At 68.7% G+C, this 23709-nt stretch carries 28 protein-coding genes; 14 read left to right on the forward strand and 14 right to left on the reverse strand.

Annotated elements, in window-relative coordinates; all coding sequences use genetic code 11:
• Positions 1 to 169: 169 nt before the first annotated feature.
• Together gdhA and ACQY8B_RS05005 are read left to right on the forward strand one after the other, a co-directional pair.
• Complete coding sequence (gene gdhA / locus ACQY8B_RS05000) at positions 170 to 1513, forward strand: NADP-specific glutamate dehydrogenase (protein ID WP_422085681.1); 1344 nt, start codon at positions 170 to 172, stop codon at positions 1511 to 1513.
• A gap of 16 nt (positions 1514 to 1529) precedes the next feature.
• Positions 1530 to 1883 carry a hypothetical protein gene (locus ACQY8B_RS05005; protein WP_422085682.1) on the forward strand — a complete coding sequence of 118 codons (354 nt, stop codon included), beginning with the start codon at positions 1530 to 1532 and terminating at the stop codon, positions 1881 to 1883.
• Here ACQY8B_RS05005 and ACQY8B_RS05010 read toward each other — a convergent pair.
• Positions 1870 to 2109 (reverse strand): hypothetical protein, encoded by a 240-nt coding sequence (locus tag ACQY8B_RS05010; protein ID WP_422085683.1) that lies wholly within the window; start codon positions 2107 to 2109, stop codon positions 1870 to 1872. The two genes, ACQY8B_RS05005 and ACQY8B_RS05010, sit on opposite strands and share 14 nt — an antisense overlap.
• A 168-nt stretch (positions 2110 to 2277) precedes the next feature.
• Entirely contained in the window at positions 2278 to 3012 is a 735-nt protein-coding gene (locus ACQY8B_RS05015) for a phosphatidate phosphatase App1 family protein (RefSeq protein ID WP_422085684.1), read from the reverse strand.
• On the opposite strand from ACQY8B_RS05015, the gene ACQY8B_RS05020 reads away from it, so the two are divergent.
• Positions 3011 to 3256: a hypothetical protein gene (locus ACQY8B_RS05020; RefSeq protein ID WP_422085685.1), complete on the forward strand. Its 246-nt coding sequence runs from the start codon at positions 3011 to 3013 to the stop codon at positions 3254 to 3256. The two genes, ACQY8B_RS05015 and ACQY8B_RS05020, sit on opposite strands and share 2 nt — an antisense overlap.
• On the opposite strand, the gene ACQY8B_RS05025 is transcribed toward ACQY8B_RS05020, so the two are convergent.
• On the reverse strand, positions 3226 to 3747 hold the full coding sequence (locus tag ACQY8B_RS05025) for a dihydrofolate reductase (RefSeq protein WP_422089154.1): 522 nt from the start codon (positions 3745 to 3747) through the stop codon (positions 3226 to 3228). The genes ACQY8B_RS05020 and ACQY8B_RS05025 overlap by 31 nt on opposite strands.
• Before the next feature lie 5 nt (positions 3748 to 3752).
• Positions 3753 to 4592 carry a thymidylate synthase gene (locus tag ACQY8B_RS05030; protein WP_422085686.1) on the reverse strand — a complete coding sequence of 280 codons (840 nt, stop codon included), beginning with the start codon at positions 4590 to 4592 and terminating at the stop codon, positions 3753 to 3755.
• A 36-nt stretch (positions 4593 to 4628) separates the two neighbouring features.
• Here ACQY8B_RS05030 and nthA point away from each other — a divergent pair, with 36 nt between their 5' ends.
• Genes nthA through ACQY8B_RS05045 form a run of 3 tightly spaced genes read left to right on the forward strand, consistent with a single transcriptional unit; the run spans position 4629 to position 6282 of the window.
• On the forward strand, positions 4629 to 5258 hold the full coding sequence (gene nthA, locus ACQY8B_RS05035; protein WP_422085687.1) for a nitrile hydratase subunit alpha: 630 nt from the start codon (positions 4629 to 4631) through the stop codon (positions 5256 to 5258).
• Positions 5255 to 5920, forward strand: coding sequence for a nitrile hydratase subunit beta (gene nthB / locus ACQY8B_RS05040; protein ID WP_422085688.1), 666 nt, complete (start codon positions 5255 to 5257; stop codon positions 5918 to 5920). The genes nthA and nthB overlap by 4 nt, the downstream gene beginning before the upstream one ends.
• An 11-nt stretch (positions 5921 to 5931) precedes the next feature.
• Positions 5932 to 6282 (forward strand): nitrile hydratase accessory protein, encoded by a 351-nt coding sequence (locus ACQY8B_RS05045; RefSeq protein ID WP_422089155.1) that lies wholly within the window; start codon positions 5932 to 5934, stop codon positions 6280 to 6282.
• Here the strand turns inward: ACQY8B_RS05045 and ACQY8B_RS05050 are convergent, their stop codons facing one another.
• Together ACQY8B_RS05050 and ACQY8B_RS05055 are read right to left on the reverse strand one after the other, a co-directional pair.
• Positions 6283 to 7710, reverse strand: coding sequence for an FAD-binding oxidoreductase (locus ACQY8B_RS05050; protein ID WP_422085689.1), 1428 nt, complete (start codon positions 7708 to 7710; stop codon positions 6283 to 6285). It lies immediately after the preceding gene.
• A complete protein-coding gene (locus ACQY8B_RS05055) occupies positions 7707 to 8126 on the reverse strand; it encodes a DUF2069 domain-containing protein (protein WP_409195953.1) in 420 nt (139 codons plus the stop codon). The genes ACQY8B_RS05050 and ACQY8B_RS05055 overlap by 4 nt, the downstream gene beginning before the upstream one ends.
• Before the next feature lie 110 nt (positions 8127 to 8236).
• Between ACQY8B_RS05055 and ACQY8B_RS05060 the strand changes: the two genes are divergently transcribed.
• A complete protein-coding gene (locus ACQY8B_RS05060; protein ID WP_422085690.1) occupies positions 8237 to 9448 on the forward strand; it encodes a YihY family inner membrane protein in 1212 nt (403 codons plus the stop codon).
• A 5-nt stretch (positions 9449 to 9453) separates the two neighbouring features.
• On the opposite strand, the gene ACQY8B_RS05065 is transcribed toward ACQY8B_RS05060, so the two are convergent.
• The gene (locus tag ACQY8B_RS05065; RefSeq protein WP_422085691.1) at positions 9454 to 9792 is read right to left on the reverse strand and encodes an Mpo1-like protein; all 339 of its coding nucleotides are present in this window, start codon (positions 9790 to 9792) and stop codon (positions 9454 to 9456) included.
• A 114-nt stretch (positions 9793 to 9906) separates the two neighbouring features.
• Between ACQY8B_RS05065 and ACQY8B_RS05070 the strand changes: the two genes are divergently transcribed.
• The gene (locus tag ACQY8B_RS05070) at positions 9907 to 10290 is read left to right on the forward strand and encodes a thioredoxin family protein (protein ID WP_409195951.1); all 384 of its coding nucleotides are present in this window, start codon (positions 9907 to 9909) and stop codon (positions 10288 to 10290) included.
• 14 nt (positions 10291 to 10304) lie between these two features.
• Positions 10305 to 10967: an NAD-dependent epimerase/dehydratase family protein gene (locus tag ACQY8B_RS05075; RefSeq protein ID WP_422085692.1), complete on the forward strand. Its 663-nt coding sequence runs from the start codon at positions 10305 to 10307 to the stop codon at positions 10965 to 10967.
• A 6-nt stretch (positions 10968 to 10973) separates the two neighbouring features.
• On the opposite strand, the gene ACQY8B_RS05080 is transcribed toward ACQY8B_RS05075, so the two are convergent.
• Positions 10974 to 11924 (reverse strand): LysR family transcriptional regulator, encoded by a 951-nt coding sequence (locus tag ACQY8B_RS05080; protein ID WP_422085693.1) that lies wholly within the window; start codon positions 11922 to 11924, stop codon positions 10974 to 10976.
• A 116-nt stretch (positions 11925 to 12040) separates the two neighbouring features.
• Here ACQY8B_RS05080 and ACQY8B_RS05085 point away from each other — a divergent pair, with 116 nt between their 5' ends.
• The 3 genes from ACQY8B_RS05085 to ACQY8B_RS05095 all read left to right on the forward strand — a co-directional run bounded on the left by ACQY8B_RS05085 (position 12041) and on the right by ACQY8B_RS05095 (position 15619).
• The gene (locus ACQY8B_RS05085) at positions 12041 to 13468 is read left to right on the forward strand and encodes a M20 family metallopeptidase (RefSeq protein ID WP_422085694.1); all 1428 of its coding nucleotides are present in this window, start codon (positions 12041 to 12043) and stop codon (positions 13466 to 13468) included.
• An 8-nt stretch (positions 13469 to 13476) separates the two neighbouring features.
• On the forward strand, positions 13477 to 14466 hold the full coding sequence (locus tag ACQY8B_RS05090) for a Bug family tripartite tricarboxylate transporter substrate binding protein (RefSeq protein WP_422085695.1): 990 nt from the start codon (positions 13477 to 13479) through the stop codon (positions 14464 to 14466).
• Between the two features lie 277 nt (positions 14467 to 14743).
• On the forward strand, positions 14744 to 15619 hold the full coding sequence (locus tag ACQY8B_RS05095; protein WP_422085696.1) for a Bug family tripartite tricarboxylate transporter substrate binding protein: 876 nt from the start codon (positions 14744 to 14746) through the stop codon (positions 15617 to 15619).
• A 26-nt stretch (positions 15620 to 15645) separates the two neighbouring features.
• On the opposite strand, the gene ACQY8B_RS05100 is transcribed toward ACQY8B_RS05095, so the two are convergent.
• The 3 genes from ACQY8B_RS05100 to ACQY8B_RS05110 are packed head-to-tail and all read right to left on the reverse strand — an operon-like array spanning position 15646 to position 19225.
• On the reverse strand, positions 15646 to 16467 hold the full coding sequence (locus ACQY8B_RS05100) for an alpha/beta fold hydrolase (protein ID WP_422085697.1): 822 nt from the start codon (positions 16465 to 16467) through the stop codon (positions 15646 to 15648).
• 50 nt (positions 16468 to 16517) lie between these two features.
• Positions 16518 to 17885, reverse strand: a complete 1368-nt coding sequence (locus tag ACQY8B_RS05105; RefSeq protein WP_422085698.1) for a hypothetical protein — start codon at positions 17883 to 17885, stop codon at positions 16518 to 16520.
• Between the two features lie 8 nt (positions 17886 to 17893).
• Complete coding sequence (locus ACQY8B_RS05110; RefSeq protein ID WP_422085699.1) at positions 17894 to 19225, reverse strand: O-acetylhomoserine aminocarboxypropyltransferase; 1332 nt, start codon at positions 19223 to 19225, stop codon at positions 17894 to 17896.
• A gap of 175 nt (positions 19226 to 19400) precedes the next feature.
• Between ACQY8B_RS05110 and ACQY8B_RS05115 the strand changes: the two genes are divergently transcribed.
• Positions 19401 to 19853, forward strand: coding sequence for a CBS domain-containing protein (locus tag ACQY8B_RS05115; protein WP_081270267.1), 453 nt, complete (start codon positions 19401 to 19403; stop codon positions 19851 to 19853).
• A gap of 111 nt (positions 19854 to 19964) precedes the next feature.
• On the opposite strand, the gene ACQY8B_RS05120 is transcribed toward ACQY8B_RS05115, so the two are convergent.
• Together ACQY8B_RS05120 and add are read right to left on the reverse strand one after the other, a co-directional pair.
• Complete coding sequence (locus ACQY8B_RS05120) at positions 19965 to 20942, reverse strand: Bug family tripartite tricarboxylate transporter substrate binding protein (protein ID WP_422085700.1); 978 nt, start codon at positions 20940 to 20942, stop codon at positions 19965 to 19967.
• A gap of 8 nt (positions 20943 to 20950) precedes the next feature.
• The gene (gene add, locus ACQY8B_RS05125; protein WP_422085701.1) at positions 20951 to 22048 is read right to left on the reverse strand and encodes an adenosine deaminase; all 1098 of its coding nucleotides are present in this window, start codon (positions 22046 to 22048) and stop codon (positions 20951 to 20953) included.
• A gap of 88 nt (positions 22049 to 22136) precedes the next feature.
• On the opposite strand from add, the gene ACQY8B_RS05130 reads away from it, so the two are divergent.
• Positions 22137 to 23090, forward strand: a complete 954-nt coding sequence (locus ACQY8B_RS05130; protein WP_422085702.1) for a LysR family transcriptional regulator — start codon at positions 22137 to 22139, stop codon at positions 23088 to 23090.
• Between the two features lie 5 nt (positions 23091 to 23095).
• On the opposite strand, the gene ACQY8B_RS05135 is transcribed toward ACQY8B_RS05130, so the two are convergent.
• Positions 23096 to 23698 (reverse strand): N-acetyltransferase, encoded by a 603-nt coding sequence (locus ACQY8B_RS05135; RefSeq protein ID WP_428745005.1) that lies wholly within the window; start codon positions 23696 to 23698, stop codon positions 23096 to 23098.
• Between the last annotated feature and the right edge of the window lie 11 nt (positions 23699 to 23709).

Raw genomic sequence — 23709 nt, forward strand, 5'->3', positions numbered from 1 at the left:
GAGGAAATGGCGTGAAACCGGTTGGCGACCTCTTTTGGGGCGGAAATTGGCCTCGGAGGCATTTCGCGTGCACCTGAAAGGGGTTTTGAGCCTCGAATTGGTTCATGAATCATGCAAAATGCAAGATTCGCATAAGGTTATGCACCAATTTGAAAAGAGAAGGACTGGAATGAAGCACGCATCCGTCGGGGGTTTCCTGGCACATGTCGCCCAACGCAACCCCGGACAGCCCGAGTACCTGCAAGCCGTGACCGAGGTCATGGAAAGCCTCTGGCCCTACATCGAGCAGCACCCGAAGTACACCGCCCACAGCCTGCTGGAGCGGCTGGTCGAACCCGAGCGGGTGGTGATGTTCCGCGTGTCCTGGGTCGACGACCACGGCGAGGTGCAGGTCAACCGGGGCTTCCGCATCCAGCACAGCCTGGCCATCGGCCCGTACAAGGGCGGCCTGCGCTTCCACCCGTCGGTGAACCTGTCGATCCTCAAGTTCCTGGCCTTCGAGCAGACCTTGAAGAACGCGCTGACCACGCTGCCCATGGGCGGCGGCAAGGGCGGCGCCGACTTCGACCCCAAGGGCAAGAGCCAGGGCGAGGTGATGCGCTTCTGCCAGGCTTTCGTGAGCGAGCTGTTCCGCCACATCGGCTCCGACACCGACGTGCCGGCTGGCGACGTGGGCGTGGGCGGCCGCGAGGTCGGCTTCATGGCCGGCATGGTCAAGAAGCTCACCAACCGCGCCGACTGCGTCTTCACCGGCAAGGGCCTGAGCTTCGGCGGCTCGCTGATCCGCCCCGAGGCCACCGGCTACGGCAACGTCTACTTCGCGCAGGAAATGCTCAAGCGCAAGGGCCGCGGCTTCGAGGGCATGCGGGTGAGCGTCTCGGGTGCCGGCAACGTCGCGCAGTACACCATCGAAAAGGCGATGGCGCTGGGCGCCAAGGTGGTGACGGTTTCGGATTCGAGCGGCACCGTGGTCGACGAAGACGGCTTCACGCCCGAGAAGCTCGCGGTGCTGATGGACGTCAAGAACCACCTCTACGGCCGCGTCAGCGACTATGCGCAGCGCACCGGCGCGCGCTTCGTGGCCGGTGCCACGCCGTGGCACGTGCCGGTGGACGTCGCGCTGCCGAGCGCCACGCAGAACGAACTCAATGAGGAAGACGCACGCGTGCTCGTGAAGAACGGCGTGGTCTGCGTGGCCGAAGGCGCCAACATGCCCTCGACCATGGACGCGGTGAAGGTGTTCGAAGGCCACGGCGTGCTGTACGCGCCGGGCAAGGCGAGCAACGCCGGCGGCGTGGCGACCTCGGGGCTGGAGATGAGCCAGAACGCCGCGCGCCTGTCATGGACGCGCGACGAGGTCGACGCCCGCCTGCTGCAGATCATGCAGGGCATCCACGAGTCGTGCCTGCACTACGGCGCGCGCAAGGACGGCAGCGTGAGCTACGTCGACGGGGCGAACATCGCCGGCTTCGTGCGCGTGGCCGACGCGATGCTGGCGCAGGGCGTGGTCTGACGCTACCCTGCCGGCCATGCGTCGGAAGTTGTTGCTTGCCTGTGCCGTGCTCGGGGCGGCGTTCGCCCCGGGCGTTCATGCCGCCGGAGGCGCGGGCAGCTACGAACTGCCCTGGCGCACGCGCGGCGAAGTGCTCGAGTACCGCTCCTGCGGCTGCGCCGATTCATGCTGGGTGGCGGAAGTGCGCGACACCCGCACCAAGGCCCTGAGGGGTCGGCTGCGCTGCGACTGCGAGCGCCTGTTCTACATGCCCGGCCCGCATGGGCCGGAGCGCGTGCAGGCGCAGAGCTGCGAATTCGCGGAAGGTGCTGCAGACAAGCCCCAGGCCATCGCCAAGACGCTGGAGCGCCTCCTGCTCAGAGCTCGATGAATGCCGACGTGGCTTTGTTGAGTGCCAGCTTGCCCTTGGCGGTGATCGATTCGACCTGGGCCAACTGACGGATGGCGCGCGCGTCGGGTGCGCGGTCCGACGGGGGAATGAAGGCAGTTACCAGTTCGGCCGCACGCAGCACGCGCAACCTGTCGATGTCCGCGGGCGTGTGGATGACAAATGGCAATCTCTGTTCGGCGATAACCCGAAGAAATTCCATGGACATGAGCCGTCTCCTTTTGGGTTGAGGCGTTGACCGCACATTTTGCGCACAAACAATTAGCCCTGTCTAAACCCTGCGCCGCGCATGCCTTTCAGTGCGTGTACCGAAGTGTTCCTTTGGTGCGTGGCGTTCGACGAAGGTGCCAGTTTGTTTCCGGCTCGCAACCGCTCGTCAGTTCAGCGCTTGCGCCGGCCATGCCGTGGTGTCGGGCATCACCAGATGCCAGCGCGCCGGATCGATGCCATCGAAGGTCGCGCGATAGCGCTCGCTGGTGTGGCCTTCGCCGGTCACGTCGCGTATCACGATGCTGTCGATGCGTGCCTGGTGCGCGCGAAAAACCTGCGCATAGATCTCGGGGTCGGCCTCGCCCGAGTCGCCCACCAGCACGAAGCGGCGCTGCGGAAACTCCGCCAGCAGCCGCTCGATCGTGCCGAGCTTGTGCGTGCGCGAATCCTCGTCGCCGGGAACCAGCGTGCGCCATGTCGTGCTCTCGCGCAGATGCATGCTGCCTGCGGGAAAGCCGGCGCTGCGGATGAAATCCGAGAGCGCCGGGTAAAGCTGTATCGGGCTTGCCGAGAGATAGTGAAAGCGCGTGTCGGGCTTCTGCGCAAGCGCGCGATACCAGTCGGCCATGCGCGGCGCGGCCTCGAAGCGCCGCGCGAAAGTGTTGAGCAGCATCTCGCGCCGCTCGCGAACCTGCGTGCGCTTGATGGTGTCGTCGATGTCCGAGATGACCGACACGCCTTCTGCCGGCACCACCAGTGCTTCGCCCCGGAAGCGGTGCAGCAGTTCGCCCGGCCCGGTCACGCCGTGAAAGCGCACCCACTCGCGCGATACGCGCGATTCGCGCGGCGCGTCGATCACGATGCGCAGGTTAGTGCGACCGTCCTTGCCCGAAGCCGGCATGGTGACGCGCGTGGGGCTGCCGTCGAAGACGACGTCGATGACCTTGTCTTCTTCCGACTCGGCATGGAACAGCGCGGTGCGCTGGCTGAAGCGCAGCCTTGCCGCCGGCGAGAGCTTTCGCAGGGGCGAGGGCGGCCAGGAGAGCCGCGCCTGCCAACAACGACCGGCGCCGCAAGGCGGGCGTGGCTGTCGTCGGATGCGAGGCGCCGTCGCTCATGTATTGCTGGTGGTGGCGCGTTCGTAGGTGACGAAGTCGAAGGCGATGCCTTCCTTGGCGGAGACCTGCGATTCGCGCTGTGTCTCGCGCCATGCGGCCGCATCGAGCACGGGCGCGTGGGCGTCGCCTTCGTAGTCGCGCGCAAGCTCGGTGACGACCGCGCGTTGTGCCAGCGGCTCGGCCTCGACATAGATCTGCGCGCCGCCGATGACCCAAACCTCGGCGGGCGATGACGCCTCGCAGAGCGCGAATGCATCGCGCAGGCTGCTCGCCTGCAGGGCGCCGTCGGCGCGCCAGCCGGCCTGCCGCGTCACCACGATGTTCTGCCGGCCCGGCAGCGGCCGGAAGCGCGGCGGCAGTGAGTCCCAGGTCTTGCGCCCCATGATCACAGGCGCGCCCGCGGTCTGCTGCTTGAAGTGCGCCATGTCCTCGGGCAGGTGCCAGGGGATGGTGTTGTTCGCGCCGATCACGCCGTTGGCGGCGCGCGCGAAGATGAGGTTGATGCGCGGCTTGCCCATGCCGTTCATACCGCCACAGGCGCCTTGATGGCCGCGTGATGCTGATAGTCCAGCACCTCGAAGTCTTCGTACTGGTAGTCGAAGATCGAATCGGGCTTGCGCTTGATGTGCAGCGTCGGGTACGGGTAGGGCGCGCGGCTCAGTTGCAGCGCCACCTGCTCGGCGTGGTTGTTGTAGATGTGGCAGTCGCCGCCGGTCCAGATGAAGTCGCCCACGTCGAGGTCGCACTGCTGCGCCACCATGTGCGTGAGCAGCGCGTAGCTCGCGATGTTGAAGGGCACGCCCAAGAAGATGTCTGCGCTGCGCTGGTAGAGCTGGCAGCTGAGCTTGCCGCGTTCGCCCTCGGCCTGCGGGGGCGCCACGTAGAACTGGAAGAACGCGTGGCAGGGCATGAGCGCCATCTTCGACAGTTCGGCCACGTTCCATGCGCTCACGATGATGCGGCGCGAATCGGGGTTGGTCTTCAGCGTCTTGATGACGTCGGCGATCTGGTCGATGTGGCCGCCGTCGGGCGTGGGCCAGCTGCGCCATTGCACGCCGTACACCGGGCCCAGGTCGCCGTCTTCGCGCGCCCATTCGTCCCAGATGGTCACGCCGCGTTCCTTGAGCCAGTTGTTGTTGCTCGAGCCGGTCAGGAACCACAGCAGTTCCTGGATGATGGACTTCAGGTGCACCTTCTTGGTGGTGACCAGCGGGAAGCCCTCGTTCAGGTCGAAGCGCATCTGGTGGCCGAACACGCTCTTGGTGCCGGTGCCCGTGCGGTCGCTCTTGAACACGCCGTGGGTGTCCACGTGGCGCATGAAATCTTCGTACTGGGAGCGGACGGGGCGGGTAGGCGAGGTCATGTTGGGAATTTTACGGGGCGGCGCTAGCATTGGCCGATGACCGGTCATGACCACTCCCACGAACACAGCGAACTCGGCGAGATGGACCTGCGCGTGCGCGCGCTCGAAAGCGTGCTGGCGCAGAAGGGCTACATCGACCCCGCCGCGCTCGATGCGCTGATCGACACCTACCAGACCCGCATCGGCCCGCGCAACGGCGCGCGCGTGGTGGCGCGGGCCTGGGTCGATCCGGCCTTTCGCGAATGGCTGCTGGCCGACGCCACCGCGGCCATCGCCTCGCTCGGCTACACGGGCCGGCAGGGCGAGCACATGGTCGCGGTCGAGAACACCGACGAACTGCATCACATGGTGGTCTGCACGCTGTGCAGCTGCTACCCGTGGCCGGTGCTGGGCCTGCCGCCTACCTGGTACAAGAGCGCGCCGTATCGCTCGAGGGTCGTCAAGGACCCGCGCGGCGTGCTCGCCGACTTCGGCGTGACGCTGCCCGGCAGCACACGCATCCGCGTCTGGGATTCGACCGCCGAGGTGCGCTACCTCGTGATTCCGCAGCGACCGCCGGGCACCGACGGGCTCGGCGAAGACGAACTGGCCGCGCTGGTCTCGCGCGATTCGATGATCGGCACGCGGCTGGTCGAGCCGCCTGCCAGGCAGGAGCACGCCGCATGAGCTACGTCACCAGGGCCGACCTGGGTGGGCTGCCGGGCTTCGGGCCGGTGACGCCCGAGCCCGAAGGCGAGTTGTTCCACGCGGCATGGGAGCCGCGCGCGCTGGCGCTCACGCTGGCCATGGGCGCCACAGGATCTTGGAACATCGACGCGAGCCGCGCCGTGCGCGAGACCTTGCCCGACTACCGCAACCTGAGCTACTACCAGATATGGCTTGCCGCGCTCGAACAGCTGATGCTGCAGCGCGGGCAGATCTTTCCGGACGAGATCGCGGCCGGCGAGATGCGCCACGCGCCGACGCCCGTCGCCCGTGTGCTGCAGGCGGCGAACGTGCCGGCCGTCCTGGCCAGGGGCTCGGCGACCGAACGGCCCGCGGCGGGACCGGCGCGCTTTGCAATCGGCCAGCCGGTGCGCATGCGCATGGGCAAGGTCGACCATCACACGCGGCTGCCCGGCTACGTGCAGGGCAAGCAGGGCGTGATCGCGCATCTGCATGGCGCGCACGTCTTCGCCGACGCCAATGCGCAGGGCCTGGGAGAGCAACCGCAGTGGCTGTACACCGTGGCTTTCGACGAAGCCGAACTGTGGGGCGACGAGGCCCCGAGCCAGAACCTCTCGGTGTCCGTCGATGCGTGGGAAAGCTACCTGGAGGCGGTCGCGTGAAGGGCGGCAACATGCCGCTGGCACCCGGCATGCCTCGCGACGCCGACGGCCCGGTGTTCAGCGCGCCCTGGGAGGCGCAGGCCTTTGCAATGACCCTGGCTTTGCATGAAGGCGGCCTGTTCACCTGGCCCGAATGGGCCGAGGCATTGGCCGCGCAGATTTCAGCTGCGCAGGCCGCGGGTGACCCGGACACCGGCGAAACCTACTACCGCCACTGGCTCGCCGCGCTGGAGCATCTGGTCGCGCACAAGGGAGCCAGCTCCGGCGACGAACTTGCGCGCTACCGCCATGCGTGGGACCACGCGGCGGAGCGCACGCCGCACGGGCAGCCCATCGAACTGCGCGGCGAGGATTTTTCCTGACTAGACCCGGATCACGCGTCCCGGGTTGAGCGTGTTCTTGGGATCGAGCCCGCGCTTGATCGCCCGCATCATCTCCAGCGCCACCGGCGACTTGTGCTTCTCCAGCTTGTCGACCTTGAGTGAGCCCACGCCGTGCTCCGCGGAGAACGAGCCGCCGAACTTCTCCACCGCGTCGTACACCAGCGTGTTGATGCGCTCTTCCTCGTTCTTCAGGAACGCCTTGGTGTCGATGTTCTCCGGCGCCTGCACGTTGTAGTGCAGGTTGCCGTCGCCCAGGTGCCCGAAGTTCACGAGGCGCACGCCCTCGATCTCCCGCTTCAGCAAGGCATCGGTTTCTTCCACGAAGGCAGGAATGCGCGACACGGGAATCGAGATGTCGTGCTTGATGTTCAGGCCTTCCTCGGCCTGCGCCAGCGGAATGCTCTCGCGGATGTGCCACAGCTGGTGGGCCTGCGCGAGGTTCTCGGCCACCACCGCGTCGGTGACGCAGCCGTCCTCGAAAGCGGTTTCCAGCAGGGCCTCGAAGCGCGCGCGGGCGTGGTCTTCGGATTCGCTGTCGGAATTTTCCAGCAGCACGCAGTAAGGCACCGCCTCATCCTTGATGAAGGGCACGCGCAGCTGCGGCATGTGCTTGTCGACCAGGCTCAGCGCGAACTTGCCCATCACCTCGAAGCCGGTCAGGCCCGGGCCCAGGTGCTTGTGCGCCAGGCCCAGCAGCGTGACCGCATGGTCCAGCGAAGGCACCGCCGCCCAGGCCGTCAGTTGTGCGGCCGGCAGCGGATACAGCTTCATCGTCGCGGCGGTGATGATGCCCAGCGTGCCCTCGCTGCCGACGAACAGGTCGCGCAGGTCGTAGCCGGTGTTGTCCTTGCGCAGGCCGCTGGTGCCTTCCCAGATCTCGCCTTGTGGCGTGACCACTTCCAGCCCCAGGCACAGTTCGCGCGTATTGCCGTAGCGGACCACCTGGGTGCCGCCGGCATTGGTGGCCAGGTTGCCGCCGATGGTGCAGCTGCCCTCCGCGGCCAGGCTCAGCGGGAACAGGAAGCCGGCCTTCTCGGCGGTTTCCTGCAGGGTCTGCAGGATGCAGCCGGCCTCCACCGTCATGGTGAGGTTGGCGGCGTCGATGGTGCGAATGGCGTTCAGGCGCTGCAGGCTCAGCACCACCTGGGTGCCGCTGTCGTCGGGGATGGAGCCGACCGCCAGGCCGGTGTTGCCGCCCTGCGGCACGATGGCCGTGCCGGCAGCGGCGCAGGCCTTGACCACGTCGGCCACCTGCTGCGTGTTGGCCGGGCGCACCACGGCCAGCGACTTGCCGCGTGCGCGCTTGCGCCAGTCCTGTTCGTAGGCAGTGAGGTCGCCTTCGTTGAGCACGTGCCGGGCGCCGACGATGGCGCGCAATTGTTCGATCAGGTTGGAAGAAGAAGTCATTGGGTGGAAGCCTCCAGTGGGCGCGCGGTGGCGGCAAGGGCCTTGGCGTGGCGCAGGCGCAGCCGCACATGCCATGCGCAGGCCGCGAAGAGCACGAGGCACAGCAGCACCTCGACCAGCGCGAGCACCTGGCCCACGCCGTTGGTGTCGCTCCATGCGCGCACCACGCCCTCGGTGAAATAAAGCCAGATCATCAGGCTGACCCAGCGGTAGGTGTACATGCGGTTCTTCCACAGCCCCGCCAGCGGAATGACCAGCGGCAGTACCTTCAGCGCCAGCAGCGAGCCGCCCGGGCGCAGCGGCGCCAGCCACAGCTCCCAGGCCAGGCCCAGCACGATGAGGCCGACGAGGCTGCCCACGGCGGCCCAGCGGGTCGCGCGAACGGAGGAGGGCGGGAGCGGCAAGTTGGCATTCATTGGCGGGATACCGCGGAACCGGCTTTGCCGGGCCGCTGGTATCGCCCCCGGTGAGGGGGTTGGCGCAGCGACACGAAGTGCGCGGAGACTGGGGGGAGAGTTCAACTCCTATGATACCGGCCATGAATCGTCGGCAGCTTTGGAGGGATCTTTCGCGTTTTCCGTGGCGCAACACCGCGGCAGTGTTGGGCGAGCGTTTCCGCGAAGACAAGCTCGGCCTCACGGCCAGCAGCCTCACCTTCACCACCACCATCGCGATGGTGCCGTTCTTCACGGTTGCGCTGGCGCTGTTCACCGTGTTCCCGATGTTCGCCAAGATGCAGGGCCGGCTGCAGCGCTGGCTGATCGAGAGCCTGATTCCGGACAACATCGCGCGCCAGGTGCTCGGCTACCTCAACCAGTTCGCGAGCAAGGCCAGCGGGCTGGGCATCGCGGGCCTGATCGTGCTGCTGATCACCGCCATCGCGCTGATCCTCACCATCGACAAGACGCTCAACAACATCTGGCGCGTGCGCTCGCCGCGCCCGTTCGCGCAGCGGGTGCTTATTTACTGGGCCACCATCACGCTGGGGCCGCTGATTCTGGCGGTGAGCCTGTCGACCACGTCCTATGTGTTCTCGGCCTCGCGCGACGTGGTGGGCGGCACCATGGTCAAGCTGGCGTTCGACAGCCTCGAGTTCATGCTGCTCGCGGCCGGCATGGCCTCGCTCTACCACTACGTGCCCAACACCAACGTGCGCTGGTCGCATGCATGGGCCGGCGGCATCTTCGTGGCGGCGGCCATCGAGATCGCCAAGCGCGTGCTGGGCTATTACCTGAGCCTGGTGCCGACTTATTCGGTGCTGTACGGCGCCTTCGCCACCTTCCCGATTCTGCTGGTGTGGATCTACGTGGCCTGGGTGATCGTGCTGCTGGGCGCGGTCATCGCGGCCTATTTGCCCAGCCTGCTGACGGGCGTGGCGCGGCGCGGCGGCACCGCCGGCTGGCCGCTGCAGCTGGCCATGGAATCGCTGCAGCACCTGGCCCGCGCGCGCGCCACGCCGGCCAAGGGCATGGGCGCGGCCGAACTGGTGACGCGCATGCGGGTCGACTCGCTGCAACTCGCGCCGGTGCTCGAGACACTGGTGGCGCTCGACTGGATCGCACCGCTGGCAGAAGAGCCCGCCAACGAAGATCCGCGCTACGTGCTTCTTGCCGACCCCTCGACCCCCATCGAGCCGCTGCTGAAGGAGCTGCTGATGCCCCGGGCCGAGCCGCTCGAAGACCTCTGGCAAAAGGGCCCGCTGCGCTCCCTGAGGCTGGGCGATGTGCTCCTGATCTAGTAGAGCTAGATCTTCACCCGGCCCAGCCAGATGTCGCGGTACATCGCCCAGTCGCCCATGAACGAATAGAGCGGCCGCTTGAACGAGGCCGGCTTGTTCTTCTCGAAGCCGAAGTGCCCGAGCCATGCGAAGCCGTAGCCCGCCACCAGCCCGGCCAGCAGCCACAGCGGGTTGAGCGTGACCACCAGCGCCACAAGGCACAGCAGCGAGATCGTCGAGCCTGCGAAGTGCAGCCGGCGGCAGGTGAGGTTGGCGTGCTCGGTCAGGTAGAAGGGGTAGAACTGCGCGAAGCTCTTGAATTGGCGCGGATCGACGGCAGATCCCGTGGCAGTCGTGGTGTTCATCGTGCGAGTCTCCTGTGACCCTGAAACCCGGTAAGGGAGGGCTTTGTCCATAATAGCCACGACCTTCCGGCCGCACCACCCCGGCCTTTCGATCACACCTTCGACGCATCAGCCTTGAGCGCCCTTCCAAGCACCCCCGAATCCGCCGAGCCCGCCAGCGATGCGCCGTGGGTCGTGTGCCTGTGCGCCGAATGGTGCGGCACCTGCCGCGACTACCGGCCGCTGCTCCAGCAGGTGGCGCGGGCGCACCCTGAGTTCCGCTTTGCGTGGGTCGACATCGAAGACCACGCCGACATCGCCGATGCCTTCGACGTGGAGACCTTCCCGACCCTGCTGGTGGCCGGTGCAGATGGCACGCGCTTCCTCGGCCCGCTGCTGCCGCACGCCGAAACGCTCTCGCGCATGCTCTCCGCACTGCAGCCGCCCAAGCCCTCGAGCCTGGACGTCGACCTGCTGCTCGCGGTGCTGAACAAGAAGCCCGCCGTCTTCACGGTCTGACCGGAACCCCTTCCATGAAAATCCTGATCTTCGGCGCCACCGGCATGGTGGGGCAGGGCGTGCTGCGCGAGTGCCTGCTCGCGCCCGACGTCGAAAGCGTGGTGGCAGTGGGCCGCAGCGCCACCGGGCAGCAGCACCCGAAGCTGCGCGACCTGGTGCACAAGGACATGTACGACTACAGCGCCATCGAGCCTCAGCTGCAGGGCTTCGATGCCTGCTTCTTCTGCCTGGGCGTGTCGTCGGTCGGCATGAAGGAGCCGGAGTACAAGCGCATCACCTACGACCTGACGCTGGCCGCCGCCACCGTGCTCGCCAGGCTGAACCCCGGCATGACATTCACCTACGTGACCGGCGTCGGCACCGACAGCAGCGAGCGCGGCAGCAGCATGTGGGCCCGCGTGAAGGGCGCCACCGAAAACGCCTTGCTGCGCCTGCCGTTCAAGGCGGCCTACATGTTCCGCCCCGGCATGATCCAGCCGATGCACGGCGTGCGCTCGAAGACGCCGCTCTACGACGGCGCCATCCGCGTGCTCGGCCCGGTGCTCGGCCTGGCCTACCGGCTCTGGCCGAACCGGGTGACGACCACCGAGAAGGTCGGCCGCGCGATGCTCGCGGTGGCGCGTCACGGCGCGCCCAAGGTGGTGCTCGACCCGGCCGACATCAACGCGCTGGGCTGAGCCTTCTCAGGCCGGCCTGGCGGCGCCCGCGCGTGCCCGCCCGAGCTTGCGCCGGCCCGCGCTGGCGATCGCAGCCACCAGGTGCCCGACGAATTCCTGCGCCAGCGGCGGCAAGGTGCGGCCTTCGAGCGCCAGCACCTGCAACTGCCGCTGCTGCAGCGGCGCTTCCGCGAACGGCCGCGCCACCACCGTGCCCGCGTCGATCAGGTGCATCACCGTGAGGTGGCCCGACAGCATCACGTCGGGCGTGCGCAGCAGCGGCAGCAGCACCGACGAGAAATTGCTCACGAAGATCGCGTGGTAGCGCAGCCCCTGCAGGCTGCATGCCTGGTCGAACAGCTGGCGCGCGGTGACGCCCTTGTCGCCCACCGCCAGCGGGTAGCGCACCGCGTCGGCCACCGACACCACGCGCTGCCGTGCCAGGGGATGGTCGGGCCGCAGCACGGCGTACACCGGCGCGGTGGCCGTGTGCGCGATCGCCAGGCCGGGTTCCGGCGCCACCACGTATTTGACGGCGATGTCGGTCTCGCCGCGCGCCAGCAGCGCGCTCACGCCATCGGGCGAGCCCACGTGCAGCTCGAGCTGGCAGCCCGGGTGCGCCTGCTCGAAGCTGCGCATCACCAGCGGCATGAAGTGCCCAGCGAAGCCCTCGGTGCACGCCATGCGGATGCGCCGCGCCCCCTGGCCGCCGAGGTCGCGCACCTGCTCGACTACCTGTTCGATGTCGAGCTGCGCATTGCGCAGGTGCGCCGCCAGCCGCTCGCCTGCCGCCGTGAGCGCCATGCCGCGCGCATGCCGCTCGAACAGCGGCGTGCCCAGGCTGTCTTCGAGCTTGGCGATCTGCCGGCTCACCGCTGAAGACGCAACGTAGAGACGCGCCGCCGCCTGGTTGACCGAGCCGCTGCGCGCCACTTCGAGGAAGTGCCGCATCGGGATGCTGAGAAGCGGAAGGGTCATCTGCGCAGGATGGGTATTGCCTTGAAGGCAATGGTAGCTTGCCAAAACGATGCTGGAAGCATCGGCCTTCAGGCCTTGTACTTGCTCCACCCCACGCAAGGACAAGGACACCCTTCATGCAACGCACCGACAGCCTGGCCGCTGCCACAGCCTATTTCGACGGCGGCGGCTTCTTCGCCGACCTCCAGCGCCGCGTCGCCTTTCGCACCGAAAGCGACACCGGCGCCGCCACGCCCGCGCTCGAGGCCTACCTGCGCGAAGAGATGATTCCGCCGCTCGCGGCGCTCGGCTTCGGCTGCGAGGTCGTCGCCAACCCGGTGCCCGGCGGGGGGCCTTTTCTCATCGCGCGCCGCATCGAGGACGCGTCCCTGCCCACGGTCATGACCTACGGCCACGGCGACGTGGTCAGCGGGCAGGACGCGCAGTGGGAAGAGGGCCTCGCACCGTGGGCGCTCACGGTGCGCGGCGAGCGCTGGTACGGACGCGGCACGGCCGACAACAAGGGCCAGCACAGCATCAACCTGGGTGGCCTCGCGGCCGCGCTCGAGGCCCGCGGCGGGCGCCTCGGCTACAACATGACGTGGCTCGTCGAGATGGGCGAGGAGGCCGCTTCTCCCGGCCTGCACGCGGTGTGCGCGCGTGAACGCGACAAGCTGCGCGCCGACCTGTTCATCGCCAGCGACGGCCCGCGCGTGAGCGCCATGCGGCCCACGCTGTTCCTCGGTTCGCGCGGCGCGGTCAACTTCAGCCTGCGGCTGCGAGCCCGGCCGCGCGGCTACCACTCGGGCAACTGGGGCGGTGTGCTGGTCAACCCGGGCACGGTGCTCAGCCATGCGGTGGCATCGCTGGTGGATGCGCGCGGCCGCATCCTCGTCGAGGCCCTGCGCCCGCCGCCGGTCACGCAGGCGGTGCGCGATGCGCTGGCCGACATCGCCATCGGCGGCGGCGCGGACGACCCCGCCGTCGACGAGGGCTGGGGCGAACCCGGCCTGAGCCCCGCCGAGCGGCTGGTGGCCTGGAACACCATCGAGGTGCTGGCGCTCGGCGCCGGCTCCGCCACGCGGCCGGTCAACGCGATTCCTTCCGAGGCCGTGGCGCATTGCCAGTTGCGCTTCGTGGTCGGCACGCCCTGGCAGGACCTGCGGCAGATCGTGCGCGCGCACCTCGATGCCCACGGATTCGGGCAGGTCGAGGTGGCGATCACGCTGACCGGCGCGGCCACGCGGCTCGACGTGGAGAACCCGTGGGTCGGCTGGGCCCGGCAGTCCATCGAGCGCAGCAGCGGGCATCGCCTGGACCTGCTGCCCAACCTCGCGGGCTCGCTGCCGAACGACGTGTTCGCCGACCTGCTGGGCCTGCCGACGCTGTGGGTGCCGCATTCGTACCCCGCCTGCGCGCAGCACGCGCCCAACGAGCACCTGCTCGCGCCGCTGGCCCGCGAAGGCCTGCAGATCATGGCCGGCCTGTACTGGGACCTGGGCGAGCCGGGGCTCGCGCCCTGGGCCGCCGGCCGGCTTCCGCAATCCGCCTCTTCCTTTTCCTGATACGCACCATGGATCTCGCCATCTCACGCCGCCGCTTCGGCCTGCTGCTTTCCGCTTCCGCCGCGCTGGGCACCCATGCACCCGTGTTCGCCCAGGACGCCTGGCCCGACCGTGCCATCAAGCTCGTCGTACCCTTTCCGCCGGGCGGCGGCACCGACCTCGTGGCGCGTGCGATGGGGCAGGCGCTGTCGGAGCGGCTCGGGCAGCCCATCGTGGTCGACAACCGGCCCGGCGCCTCCACCATCATCGGCACCGACGCGGTCGCCAAGGCCGCGCCCGACGGCTACACGCTGCTGCTCTCGGGCTCGACCAGCTACAGCGTGAACCCGGCGCTGCGCGCGAAGCTGCCATACGACCCGGTGCGCGACCTGGCGCCCATCGCCATCGTGGCGCGCACGCCGCTGGTGCTGGTGGTGGGCAAGGGCACGCCGTGGCATTCGGTGCCGGAACTCATTGCGGCAGCCAAGGCCAGGCCCAAGAGCATCCGCTACGCCACCTTCGGATCGGGCTCGGGGCCGCATCTCGCGGGCGAGTTGTTCGCGCTGGCGGCCGGCATCCAGCTGCAGGACATTCCGTACAAGGGCAGCAGCCAGGGTTCGATGGCCGTGATCGGCGGCGAGATCGAAGTGGGCATCGACACCGTGGCGGCCGTGGCGCCGCATGTGCGCTCTGGCAAGCTGCGTGCGCTGGGCATCGTGGGGGCAGCGCGCTCCAGCATGCTGCCCGAGGTGCGCACGCTCGCCGAGCAGGGCCTGCCCGATGCCACCTTCGATGCCTGGTATGGCTTTGCCGCGCCGGCGCGTACCCCGGCACCGGTGATCGACAAGCTGGCCCGCGCGGTCGCGGCCACGATGTCCAATGCCTCGCTGCAGGCACAGTTGCGCGCGCAGGGCATGGAGCCGGTGGCCGTCGGCTCGGCCGCCTTCCGCACGCAGATGGAGGGCGAGATCTCGCGCTACCGTGCGCTGGCGCACCGCGCGGGCATTGCCGCCGAGTAAGTAGGACAGGGGCGCGAACTCAGCCCGTCGGGCTGCACGGATGGATGGCATGGGGCAAACTGGAAATCCGTGGTTGCCTTTGTGGCGACAGGCCGGGCCGCTCGCCCGGCCCGATGCAGATCCCATGACTCAGCTTTCGTCCCGCACCCCTGGCGTCTTTCGCGCCCTGCACGTCCTTCGACGTTGGGGGCGGGGCGTGCTTCTGTGCCTGGCCGCGGTGTCGGGCGCCCATGCGCAAACGGCCCCGAATGGCGAATGGCCGCAAAGGCCGATCCGCATGGTGGTGCCGTTCACGGCCGGCGGCGGCAGCGACATCGTGGCCCGTGCCTTCGCGCGCCCGCTGTCCGAGCAACTGGGCCAGCCAGTCTTCATCGACAACAGGCCCGGCGCGGCCACCGTCATCGGCACCCAGTACGTCGTGCGTTCGGTTCCTGACGGCCACACGCTGCTGCTGTCGGGCTCGACCAGCTTCAGCATCAACCCGGCGCTGCGCAAGAAGCTGCCTTACGACCCGACGCGCGACCTGGCGCCGATCGCCATCGTCGCGCGCAGCTCGCTTGCGCTCGTGGTGGGCAAGGACACGCCCTGGCATTCGCTGCCCGAGCTCATCGCGGCGGCCAAGGCGCACCCGGGGCGCATTCGCTATGGCACCTTCGGCCCGGGGTCGGGCCCGCACCTGGCGGGCGAGATGCTCGCAGCGGCTGCCGGCATCCGGCTGCAGGCCGTGCCGTACCGCAACACGGGCCAGCTTGCCGTGGCCCTGAGTGCCGGCGAAGTCGACCTGGGCATCGAGGTGGCCGGCGCGCTGGCACCGCTCGTGAATGCGGGCCGGCTGCGTGCGCTGGCCGTGTTCGGCGCCGGCCGCTCCGGCGCGCTGCCCGGGGTGCGCACGCTGGCGGAACAGGGCCTGCCCGAGGCCACGTTCGAAGCATGGTTCGGGCTGGCCGCCCCGGCGCGCACGCCGGCGCCGGTGCTCGACGCGCTTTCCCGGGCGGTCACGCAGGCCATGGACGACGCGGCCCTGCAGGCGAGCCTGCGCGCGCAGGGCATGGAGCCCGTGGCGGTCGGCCCGGAGGCCTTCCGCAAGGAGGCTGCAAGCGAAATCTCGCGCTACCGCGTGCAGGCCGACCGGGCGGGCATCTCGCTGGACTGATGGACTGAGCCACCAGTGCGGCGGCTTCAGGCGGCAGGCGCCGCGTTCAAAAAGTCGCGCAGCGCGAACAGCACCGCGTCGGGTGCCTCGCTCATCAGCGCATGGCCTGCGTGCACCGTCACCACCTTGGCGTTGCGGGCCTTGCCCACCAGCGCCTTGGTGGCGCGCGGCGGCGTCATCTGGTCGGCGTCGCCGAGCAGGAACAGCACCGGGCATTGCACCTTTTCCATCGCCGCTTCGCCGTTGGCGTAGTCGTTGCAGGCCTTGAAGCCGATATGGAACACGTTGGCCTCGCGGTTGCTCGCGAGCACGCGGCGCATCAGCGCGCGCGAACTGCCGTAGAGCCAGGTGCCCGGGCCGAGCGCGGACGGCGGCGGCGCCAGCAGCGCATGCGAGAAGGTGTTGACCATGGCAATGGCGCGTTGCGGGTCGTTGAGAGCGCCGTCCAGCAGCGCGGGCGACACCGTCATCGGGTAGGCCGTGCCCACCATCGCCAGGTGCGACACGCGCCCGGGCGCGCGCGCCGCGGTCTCCAGCGCAATGAGCGAGCCGAAGCTGTGCCCGACCAGCGCGGCTTTCTCCACGCCCGCCGCGTCGAGCAGGGCGATGACGAACTGCGCCGCCTCTTCCACGCTGGCGGGCGGCGGGCCTTCGCTCTTGCAATGGCCGGGCAGGTCGACCGCCAGCACGTTCCAGCCGTGGTTGGCGAACCAGCGGGTCTGCAGGATCCACACGCTGTGGTCGTTCAGCACGCCGTGGATGAACACGGCCGTGGGCTTGGCCGGATCGAGGGGCTTGCCGCCGGTATAGCAGTAGGTGCCGTTGCCGTTGACTTGAAGGATGCTCATGGCGTCTCTTTCTTGGGTCTTGTTTGTCTTGTGTTCGAGGATGTAGCGGGTCAGCGCGCAGACGCGGCCTCCGCTTGCGCGGGCTGCGCCCAGCCGCGGACCGCGCTCGGCAGGATCTCGCCCGTCTCGTGCCTGAAATGCATCAGCGTGCCGTCGAGTTCCAGGTCCGAGCCGTCTCGCAGCAGGAAGCCGAGAAAGTCGCCGCCGTCGTCTTGCGCGACCAGCAGCGCACGCGCGGCTTCCGGGTGGCTGGCCACCCAGTCGCCGTCGTCGCCGATGTCGTCCAGCATGCGCAGGCGTTCGCGCGGGAACCAGTGCCACTGGCGCGGGTCTTGCGGGTCGAGGTCGTCGTCGGCATGCGTCGGCAGGCCGGTGCGCAGCAGCTCGGCATAGGCCGCGGGCAGCACCAGCTGCGTGACACCGATCGACTGCCGGGCCAGCGCCTGCCGCCGGACCTGGAGCGCAGCAAAGACCTGTATCGATTGCTCGCTGGGGTCTGCATCTTGCGAGGCTGCGACTCGCGACAGCAGCGCGCCGCGCTCCGCACGCAACGCCGGGCCGTGCATCTCGGCGGGCTGGACGAACGCCGTGCGCCATTCCTTGCCGAAGCGCATGCCGGTGAAGCCGCCGCTCACCAGCGCCTGTCGCAGGTCGTCGCTGACCAGCGGGGCGCCTTCATCGGGCAGCCAGAGCAGGTCGAGTGGCTGGAGGTGAACGGGCCAATGGGCCGATGCCATGTCGAGCACCGCCCGCCCGTGGCGGGACACGCCGGCAGGCTGAAACGCCTCGGCCATGACGTGGGCCGCGTGCTCGAGCGCGCGCTCCGGCGCGACGTAGCCGGGCGTGCGTGGCAGCTCTTTCTCGAAGTCGGCTGCGGCCTGCGCGACCTGGGCCGCCGTCTCGAAGCTGCCCGCCGCGAAGACGCGGTGGTAGCGCGGCCGGTCTCTCTGCAGCCGCACCGTGATGCGCAGCGCGGTGCGCGCCAGGTCGAGGCTGTCGAGCCACTGTCCGTCGCCTAGCCAATGCATCAGCCGGTACGTGGCGCGCTGGTCGCCGAAGCGTGCGTGCTGATGCGCTGGAAAGCGGGCTTCCACGTCGTACGCGCGGTGGGCCGGCAGCCTGAATTGCGTCAACAGCGCGTGCAGCCTCAGGCTGACGAGCAGGCATTTGGCGTGCGGCGAACCGTCGCCCGACCAGCCGGCCAGGTCGGGAAATCGCGGCGGATGGCCCCAGCCCTGCGACATCTCGATGCGCTGCGGCGCGTCCCAGAAATGCTCGCGGGCGATCGGAGGCGCATCGCCACGGCCGCTGTAGGTCTCGCGGTCGCGCGTGCCGTCGGGGTGCGCGGCAAAGAAATGCGGCGCCACGCCGAGCGCGTCCGGGCCCTTCAGCCATTCGAAGAAGGGTGTCGGCTCCATCGGCGCGGTCAGGCTTTCTCCGCCGCCTTCAGCGCGCGCTTGAGGTCGTCGATCAGGTCGGCCGCATCCTCCAGGCCGATCGACAGGCGGATCGTGCCTTGCGAGATGCCCGCGCCGGCCAGCGCCTCGTCGGTCATGCGGAAGTGGGTGGTGCTGGCCGGGTGGATCACCAGGCTGCGGCAGTCGCCCACGTTGGCCAGGTGGCTGAACAGCTTGAGTGCCTCGATGAAGGCCTTGCCCTGCGCGCGGCTGCCCTTGATGTCGAAGCTGAACACCGCGCCGGCGCCGCGCGCACCGTGGCGCAGCAGCTTCTGCGCGAGCGCGTGGCTCGGGTGCGACTCGATCAGCGGGTGTCCCACGCGCGACACGAACGGGTGCGCGGCCAGGAACTCGACCACCTTCTGCGTGTTGTCGATGTGGCGCTCCATGCGCAGCGGCAGCGTCTCGATGCCCTGGAGGATGAGCCAGGCCGTGTGCGGGCTCATCGACGCGCCGAAGTCGCGCAGGCCTTCGCGGCGCGCGCGCAGCAGGAAGGCGCCGACGGTGCTTTCCTCGCTGAACACCATGTTGTGGAAGCCGTCGTAGGCCTGCGTCAGCTCGGCGAACTTGCCCGCGCTGCCATCGGCAGCGCTTCGTGATGCCTTCTCCCAGTCGAAGCTGCCGCCGTCGACCACCACCCCGCCGATCACGGTGCCGTGGCCCGACAGGAACTTGGTGGCCGAGTGGTAGACCAGGTCGGCGCCCCAGTCGAAGGGCTTGATGAGGTAGGGCGAGGTGAGCGTGGAGTCGACCAGCAGCGGCACGCCGGCTTCGTGGGCGATGTCGCTCACCGCCGGGATGTCGAGCACGTCGAGCCCGGGGTTGCCCACGGTTTCGCCGAAGAACAGCTTGGTCTCGGGCCGCACGGCGTTGCGCCAGCCGTCGAGGTCGCCGGGCTTGACGAAGGTGGTCTCGATGCCGAAGCGGCGCATCGTGTAGTGCAGCAGGTTCTGCGAGCCGCCGTACAGCGCCGTGCTGGCCACGATGTGCGAGCCCGCGCCCATCAGCGTGGCCACCGACAGGTGCAGCGCGGCCTGTCCGCTGGCCGTGGCGATGGCGCCGATGCCGCCTTCGAGCGCCGACACGCGCTGCTCCAGCACCGCGTTGGTCGGGTTGCTGATGCGCGAATAGACGTGGCCGGCGCGCTCCAGGTTGAACAGCGCGGCGGCGTGGTCGCTCGACTCGAAGACGAAAGAGGTGGTGAGGTGGATCGGCACGGCCCGCGCGCCGGTGGCGGGGTCGGGCGAGGCGCCGGCGTGCAGCGCGAGGGTGTCGAAACCGGGGTCGGAATAACCGGGCATGAAGGCCTTTCTGTGTCTGAGCGTTGTCTCCTGGCAATGCCCCGTTACGTCTGCAATTCATGCGTCCGCGACATGGACGCTCAGGTCGGCGTCGATTGTGGGCTATATTCAAAAACGGCAGGCCCGCCCAGATACACCAGAGATAGCCGAGATTGAGTCCCGAGAGGAGCACACGATGAAAGTCAGCGACATCCTTCGCGTCAAGGGCAACACGCTCTTCACCATCACGCCAGACGACCCGCTGGCAGACGCCGCCAACACCATGGCGGAAAAGGACATCGGTTCGCTGGTGGTCATGGAGCACGGCGACCTGGTCGGCATGCTCACCTTCCGGGAAGTGATCGTCGCCATCGTCAACAACGGCGGCCAGGTCGGCACCACGCTGGTCCGCAAGGCCATGGACGACGCCCCCGTCACCTGCACCCTGGAAACCGACCTCGACGAAATCCGCCGCATCATGCTGGAGCGCCACGCGCGCTACATGCCCGTCATGGACAAGCGCATGCTGATGGGCGTGATCAGCTTCTACGACGTGGCCAAGGCCGTGGTGGACAGCCAGAACTTCGAGAACAAGATGCTCAAGGCTTACATCCGCGACTGGCCCGCGGAAGACGAAAAGACCGGCTGACCGGCCATTGCGGAAACACCGAGGAACCGGCTACGCCGGGCCTCGGGTGTTGCCCCCGGCAGGGGGTAGGCGAAGCGGACACGAAGTGCCGCGCAGCCTGGGGGCGAGCTCTTACTCTTTGATGTTCGCGGTCTGCACGATCTTCTGGTTGCGTGCGTATTCCGCCTGCACGAACTTGCCGAACGCTTCCGGCGTGCCGCTGCCCGGCAGCGCGCCTTGCTCCATCAGCTTGGAGCGCACGCCTTCTTCCTGCAGCACCGCATTGAGTTCCTGGTTGATCTGCGCGACCACCGCCGGCGGCGTTTTCGCGGGCGCGAAGATGCCGGTCCAGCTCACCATGTCGAAGCCCTTGAGGCCGGGCATCTCGTCGAAGGTAGGCACATTGGGCAGCGTGGGCAGCCGCTTGCTGCTGGTGATGCCGAGTGCCTTCAGGCGCTTGCCGTTCACGTGCGGGATGGCGCTGGTGCTCACCAGCATGGCCAGGTCGACCTGGTCGCCGATCACGTCGGTGGCAATCTGCGCGCCGCCGCGGTAGGGCACGTGGGTGACGAAGATGCCGCTGCGCTCCTTCAGCAGCTCCATGGCCAGCTGCAGCACCGTGCCCACGCCCGAGGTCGCGTAGTTGTATTTGCCGGGCTTGGCCTTCGCGAGCTTCACGAAGTCGGAGAAAGTCTGGGCCTCCAGGCCGGGCCGCGCCACCAGCACCATCGGCGCGGTGTTGAGCAGGCCGACCGGCGCCAGGTCTTTGAGCGGGTCGAAGCGGAAAGCGGTCGGGTTGACCAGCTTGCCGATGGCGATGGCGCTGTCGGGGCCCACCACCAGCGTGTAGCCGTCGGGCGTGGCGTTCACCGCCTTTGCCACGCCGATGGCGCCGCCCGCGCCGCTCAGGTTCTCGATGATCACCGACTGCTTGAGCCGCTCGCCGAGCCGCTGGGCGACGAGCCGGGCGTTCACGTCCACGCTGCCTCCGGCGGTGTATGGAACGATCAGCGTGATGGGCTTGGCCGTGGGCCAGGCCTGTGCGAGGGCCACGGTGGGGAGCGCCGCGCAGAGTGCGGCGGCAAGGAGCAGGCGGCGGGGCGTGTTCATGGCGGGGGTCATCCTTGGTGATCTTGGGAAGGGGTGGGCTCGTCGGCCAGGCGGGCGCGCAGCGTGTCGAACGCATCGCTCCACTGCGTGCGCCATTCGCGGCGCTGCGTGTCGTCGATCCATGCGCCGTCCAGGCCGTTGTGCATGAAGCCGCGCAGGTCGTCCAGGCCGAAGCCGAAGTCGCGCACCATCATCAGCCAGGCCTGCGTGGGCGTGACCTTGTGCAGCGTCGGGTCGTCGGTGTTGGGGTGTACGCGCAGGCCCAGGCCGGGCATCTTGCGGATCGGATGGTCCAGCGCCCAGCGCTCCGGCGGCAGCGTGCGCAGGTAGTACGAATTGGTGGGCACCACGGTGAAGATCACGCCGCGCTCGGCGCACTGGCGCGCGTAGTCGGGCTGGTCGACCACCGTGTAGCCGTGATCGATGCGGTCGACCTGCAGCACGTCGAGCGCGGTACGCACGTTGGTCCAGGGCATGCCGAACTCGCCCGCGTGCGCGGTGGTCTTGAGGCCGGCTTTCTTCGCGTCGGCATAGGCCTGGGTGAACAGCTCGGGCGGGCGGTCGTTCTCGCGGTAGTCGATGCCGATGCCGATCACCTCGTCGCAGCGGTGCGCCTTGACCCACTCCACCATTTCCACTGCGGCCTGCGGGCTGGCTTCGCGGTCGATGGCGGCGATGAGCCGGCCGGTGATGCCGAAATCCTGCTGCGCGTCGTGGATGGCGCGCACGATGGCCGCCTGCGCCATCGGATAGGCAATGCCCGATTCATGCACCGTGCCGGTGGGGTTCCAGAAGAACTCGGCATAGCGCACGTTGTGCGAGGCCGCGTCCTGCAGGTATTCGAGCGTGAGCTGGTAGAGGTCGCCGGCGCTGCGCACCAGCTGGGCGTCGAGCGCGCGCAGCACGCGCAGCACGCCGACCGGCTTTTCTCCGCGCGTGTAGAAGCCCTCGATCTCGTCGGCCGCCAGCGGCGCGCCGGCACGCAGGTTGAGCTGCTTGAAGGTCTCGTGGCGCACCGTGCCGAACAGGTGGCAGTGCAGCTCGGCCTTGGGCATGGCCCGCAGCATCGATTCCAGCGTGAAGGGGACGGGGGTGGGGCTGGTCATGCTGACCAGTCTAGTAATTGCCTCCTCATAAAGAAAATTTTGAATTTCTATAATTTGATTCACTGAATCAATAACCGAGGATGCGTCCATGGCCGCCTTGCCCCTGCGTGCGCTCACGCTGCGTCAGTTGCAATTCTTTTCCGTGCTGGTGGAAGAAGGCCAGTTCGGCCGCGCTGCCAAGCGGCTTTCCATCACGCAGCCGGCCTTGAGCAACGCCATCAAGCAGATGGAAAAGCTGCTGGGCGCCGAGTTGCTGACCCGCTCCACCCACCGGCTGGAACTCACGCCCGTGGGTGCCGAAGTGCTGGCGCGCACCGATTTCCTGGTCAACACCTTCGACGTGGCGCTGCGCGACATCGAAAGCACGGTGCAGCGCGGCCGGGCCTTCGTGCGTATCGGCGTCATTCCCTCGGCCAGCGCGCGCGTGGCGGCCGCGGCCAGCGAGTTCCTGCAGAGCGGCCAGCGCGAGGTGGAGCTGGCCTGGCGCGACGCACCGTCGAACACGCTGCTGGCCGAGTTGCGCAGCGGGCAGATCGACATGGCGGTGGCCGCCATCACCGAACCGCCCGGGGGCCTGACCTGCATCGACCTGTTCCGCGACCCGCTGGTGCTGGTGGTGCGGCGCGACCATGCGCTGGCGGCAGCCGGCGACGCGAACTGGGAGGCCATCGGCAAGGAGCGGCTGGTGCTGTTCGAAAGCGGCAGCATGCCCGCGCTGGGCAACCCTGCTCGCGCGCAGTTCGCGCAGGGCGCGGAGCCCTACCGCGTGAGCTATTCGGAGACGCTCTATGCGCTGGTGCGCAGCGGGCAGGCGCTGGGGCTGATGCCGCGCCTGTACACCTCTTCGCTGCGCGACCCCGAACTGGCCGTGGTGCCGCTGCTGAAGCCGCGCGTCGAGCGCCGCGTGGTGCTGGCCTACCTGCCCGGGCCGATGCGCAACGTGGTGGCGCAGGAGCTGATCGCGTTCCTGCGCGACAGGCTTCCGCAGGCCGGCGAGGCGACCGTGCGGCGCGTGAGCAAGGCGCCGCGCGCGCGGCGCTGAGCGCTTCAGGCCATCTGCGTTTCGCGCCGGAAGCGCTCCAGCGTCCAGCCCTCGCCGAGCAGGAACATGCGCGTGTGCAGCTCGGCGAGCGTGGCGTGCTCGACCTCGCGGCCCAGGTAGCTCAGCTGCTTGTTGCGCAAGTCGGCAAAGCCTGCCTCGCAGTGGCGCGACAGGCTCTGCCAGAGCGCATGCGCGCCCGGCGACTGCCGCGCGCCGCTCATGAGGCAGATGCCCCGGCGCAGCGCCCAGCGGTACACGGCGGAGGCCAGCCCGCGCCGCTGCCAGGCCGGGTCGTACTGCGAATGCGGCGCGCGGATGTGGCGGTCGGCCCTGCGGTTCAGCTCGATCAGCCGGTTGAACACGGTGTAGCCGACCAGGCTGTCGCGGCGCGTGTCCTCGATGTAGACGTACAGCTCGCCGTCGGCCTCGCGAAAGCGTGCGCGCAGGCCGGGGTCGCCCGGCACGAGCCGCGGCATGTCGCGCAGGCGGTCGCCCATCGCGCGCATGCGTTCGTGCACCGGTGCCAGCGTGTCGACAGGCTTGGCCTTGCGCGGATCGACGTCGATGCGCAGCTCGGCCGGCCTGAAGCGCCACCAGACCGGCAGCATCGGAAGGAATG

It is taken from the genome of Variovorax sp. (assembly GCF_965279555.1).
Classification (GTDB): domain Bacteria; phylum Pseudomonadota; class Gammaproteobacteria; order Burkholderiales; family Burkholderiaceae_C; genus Variovorax.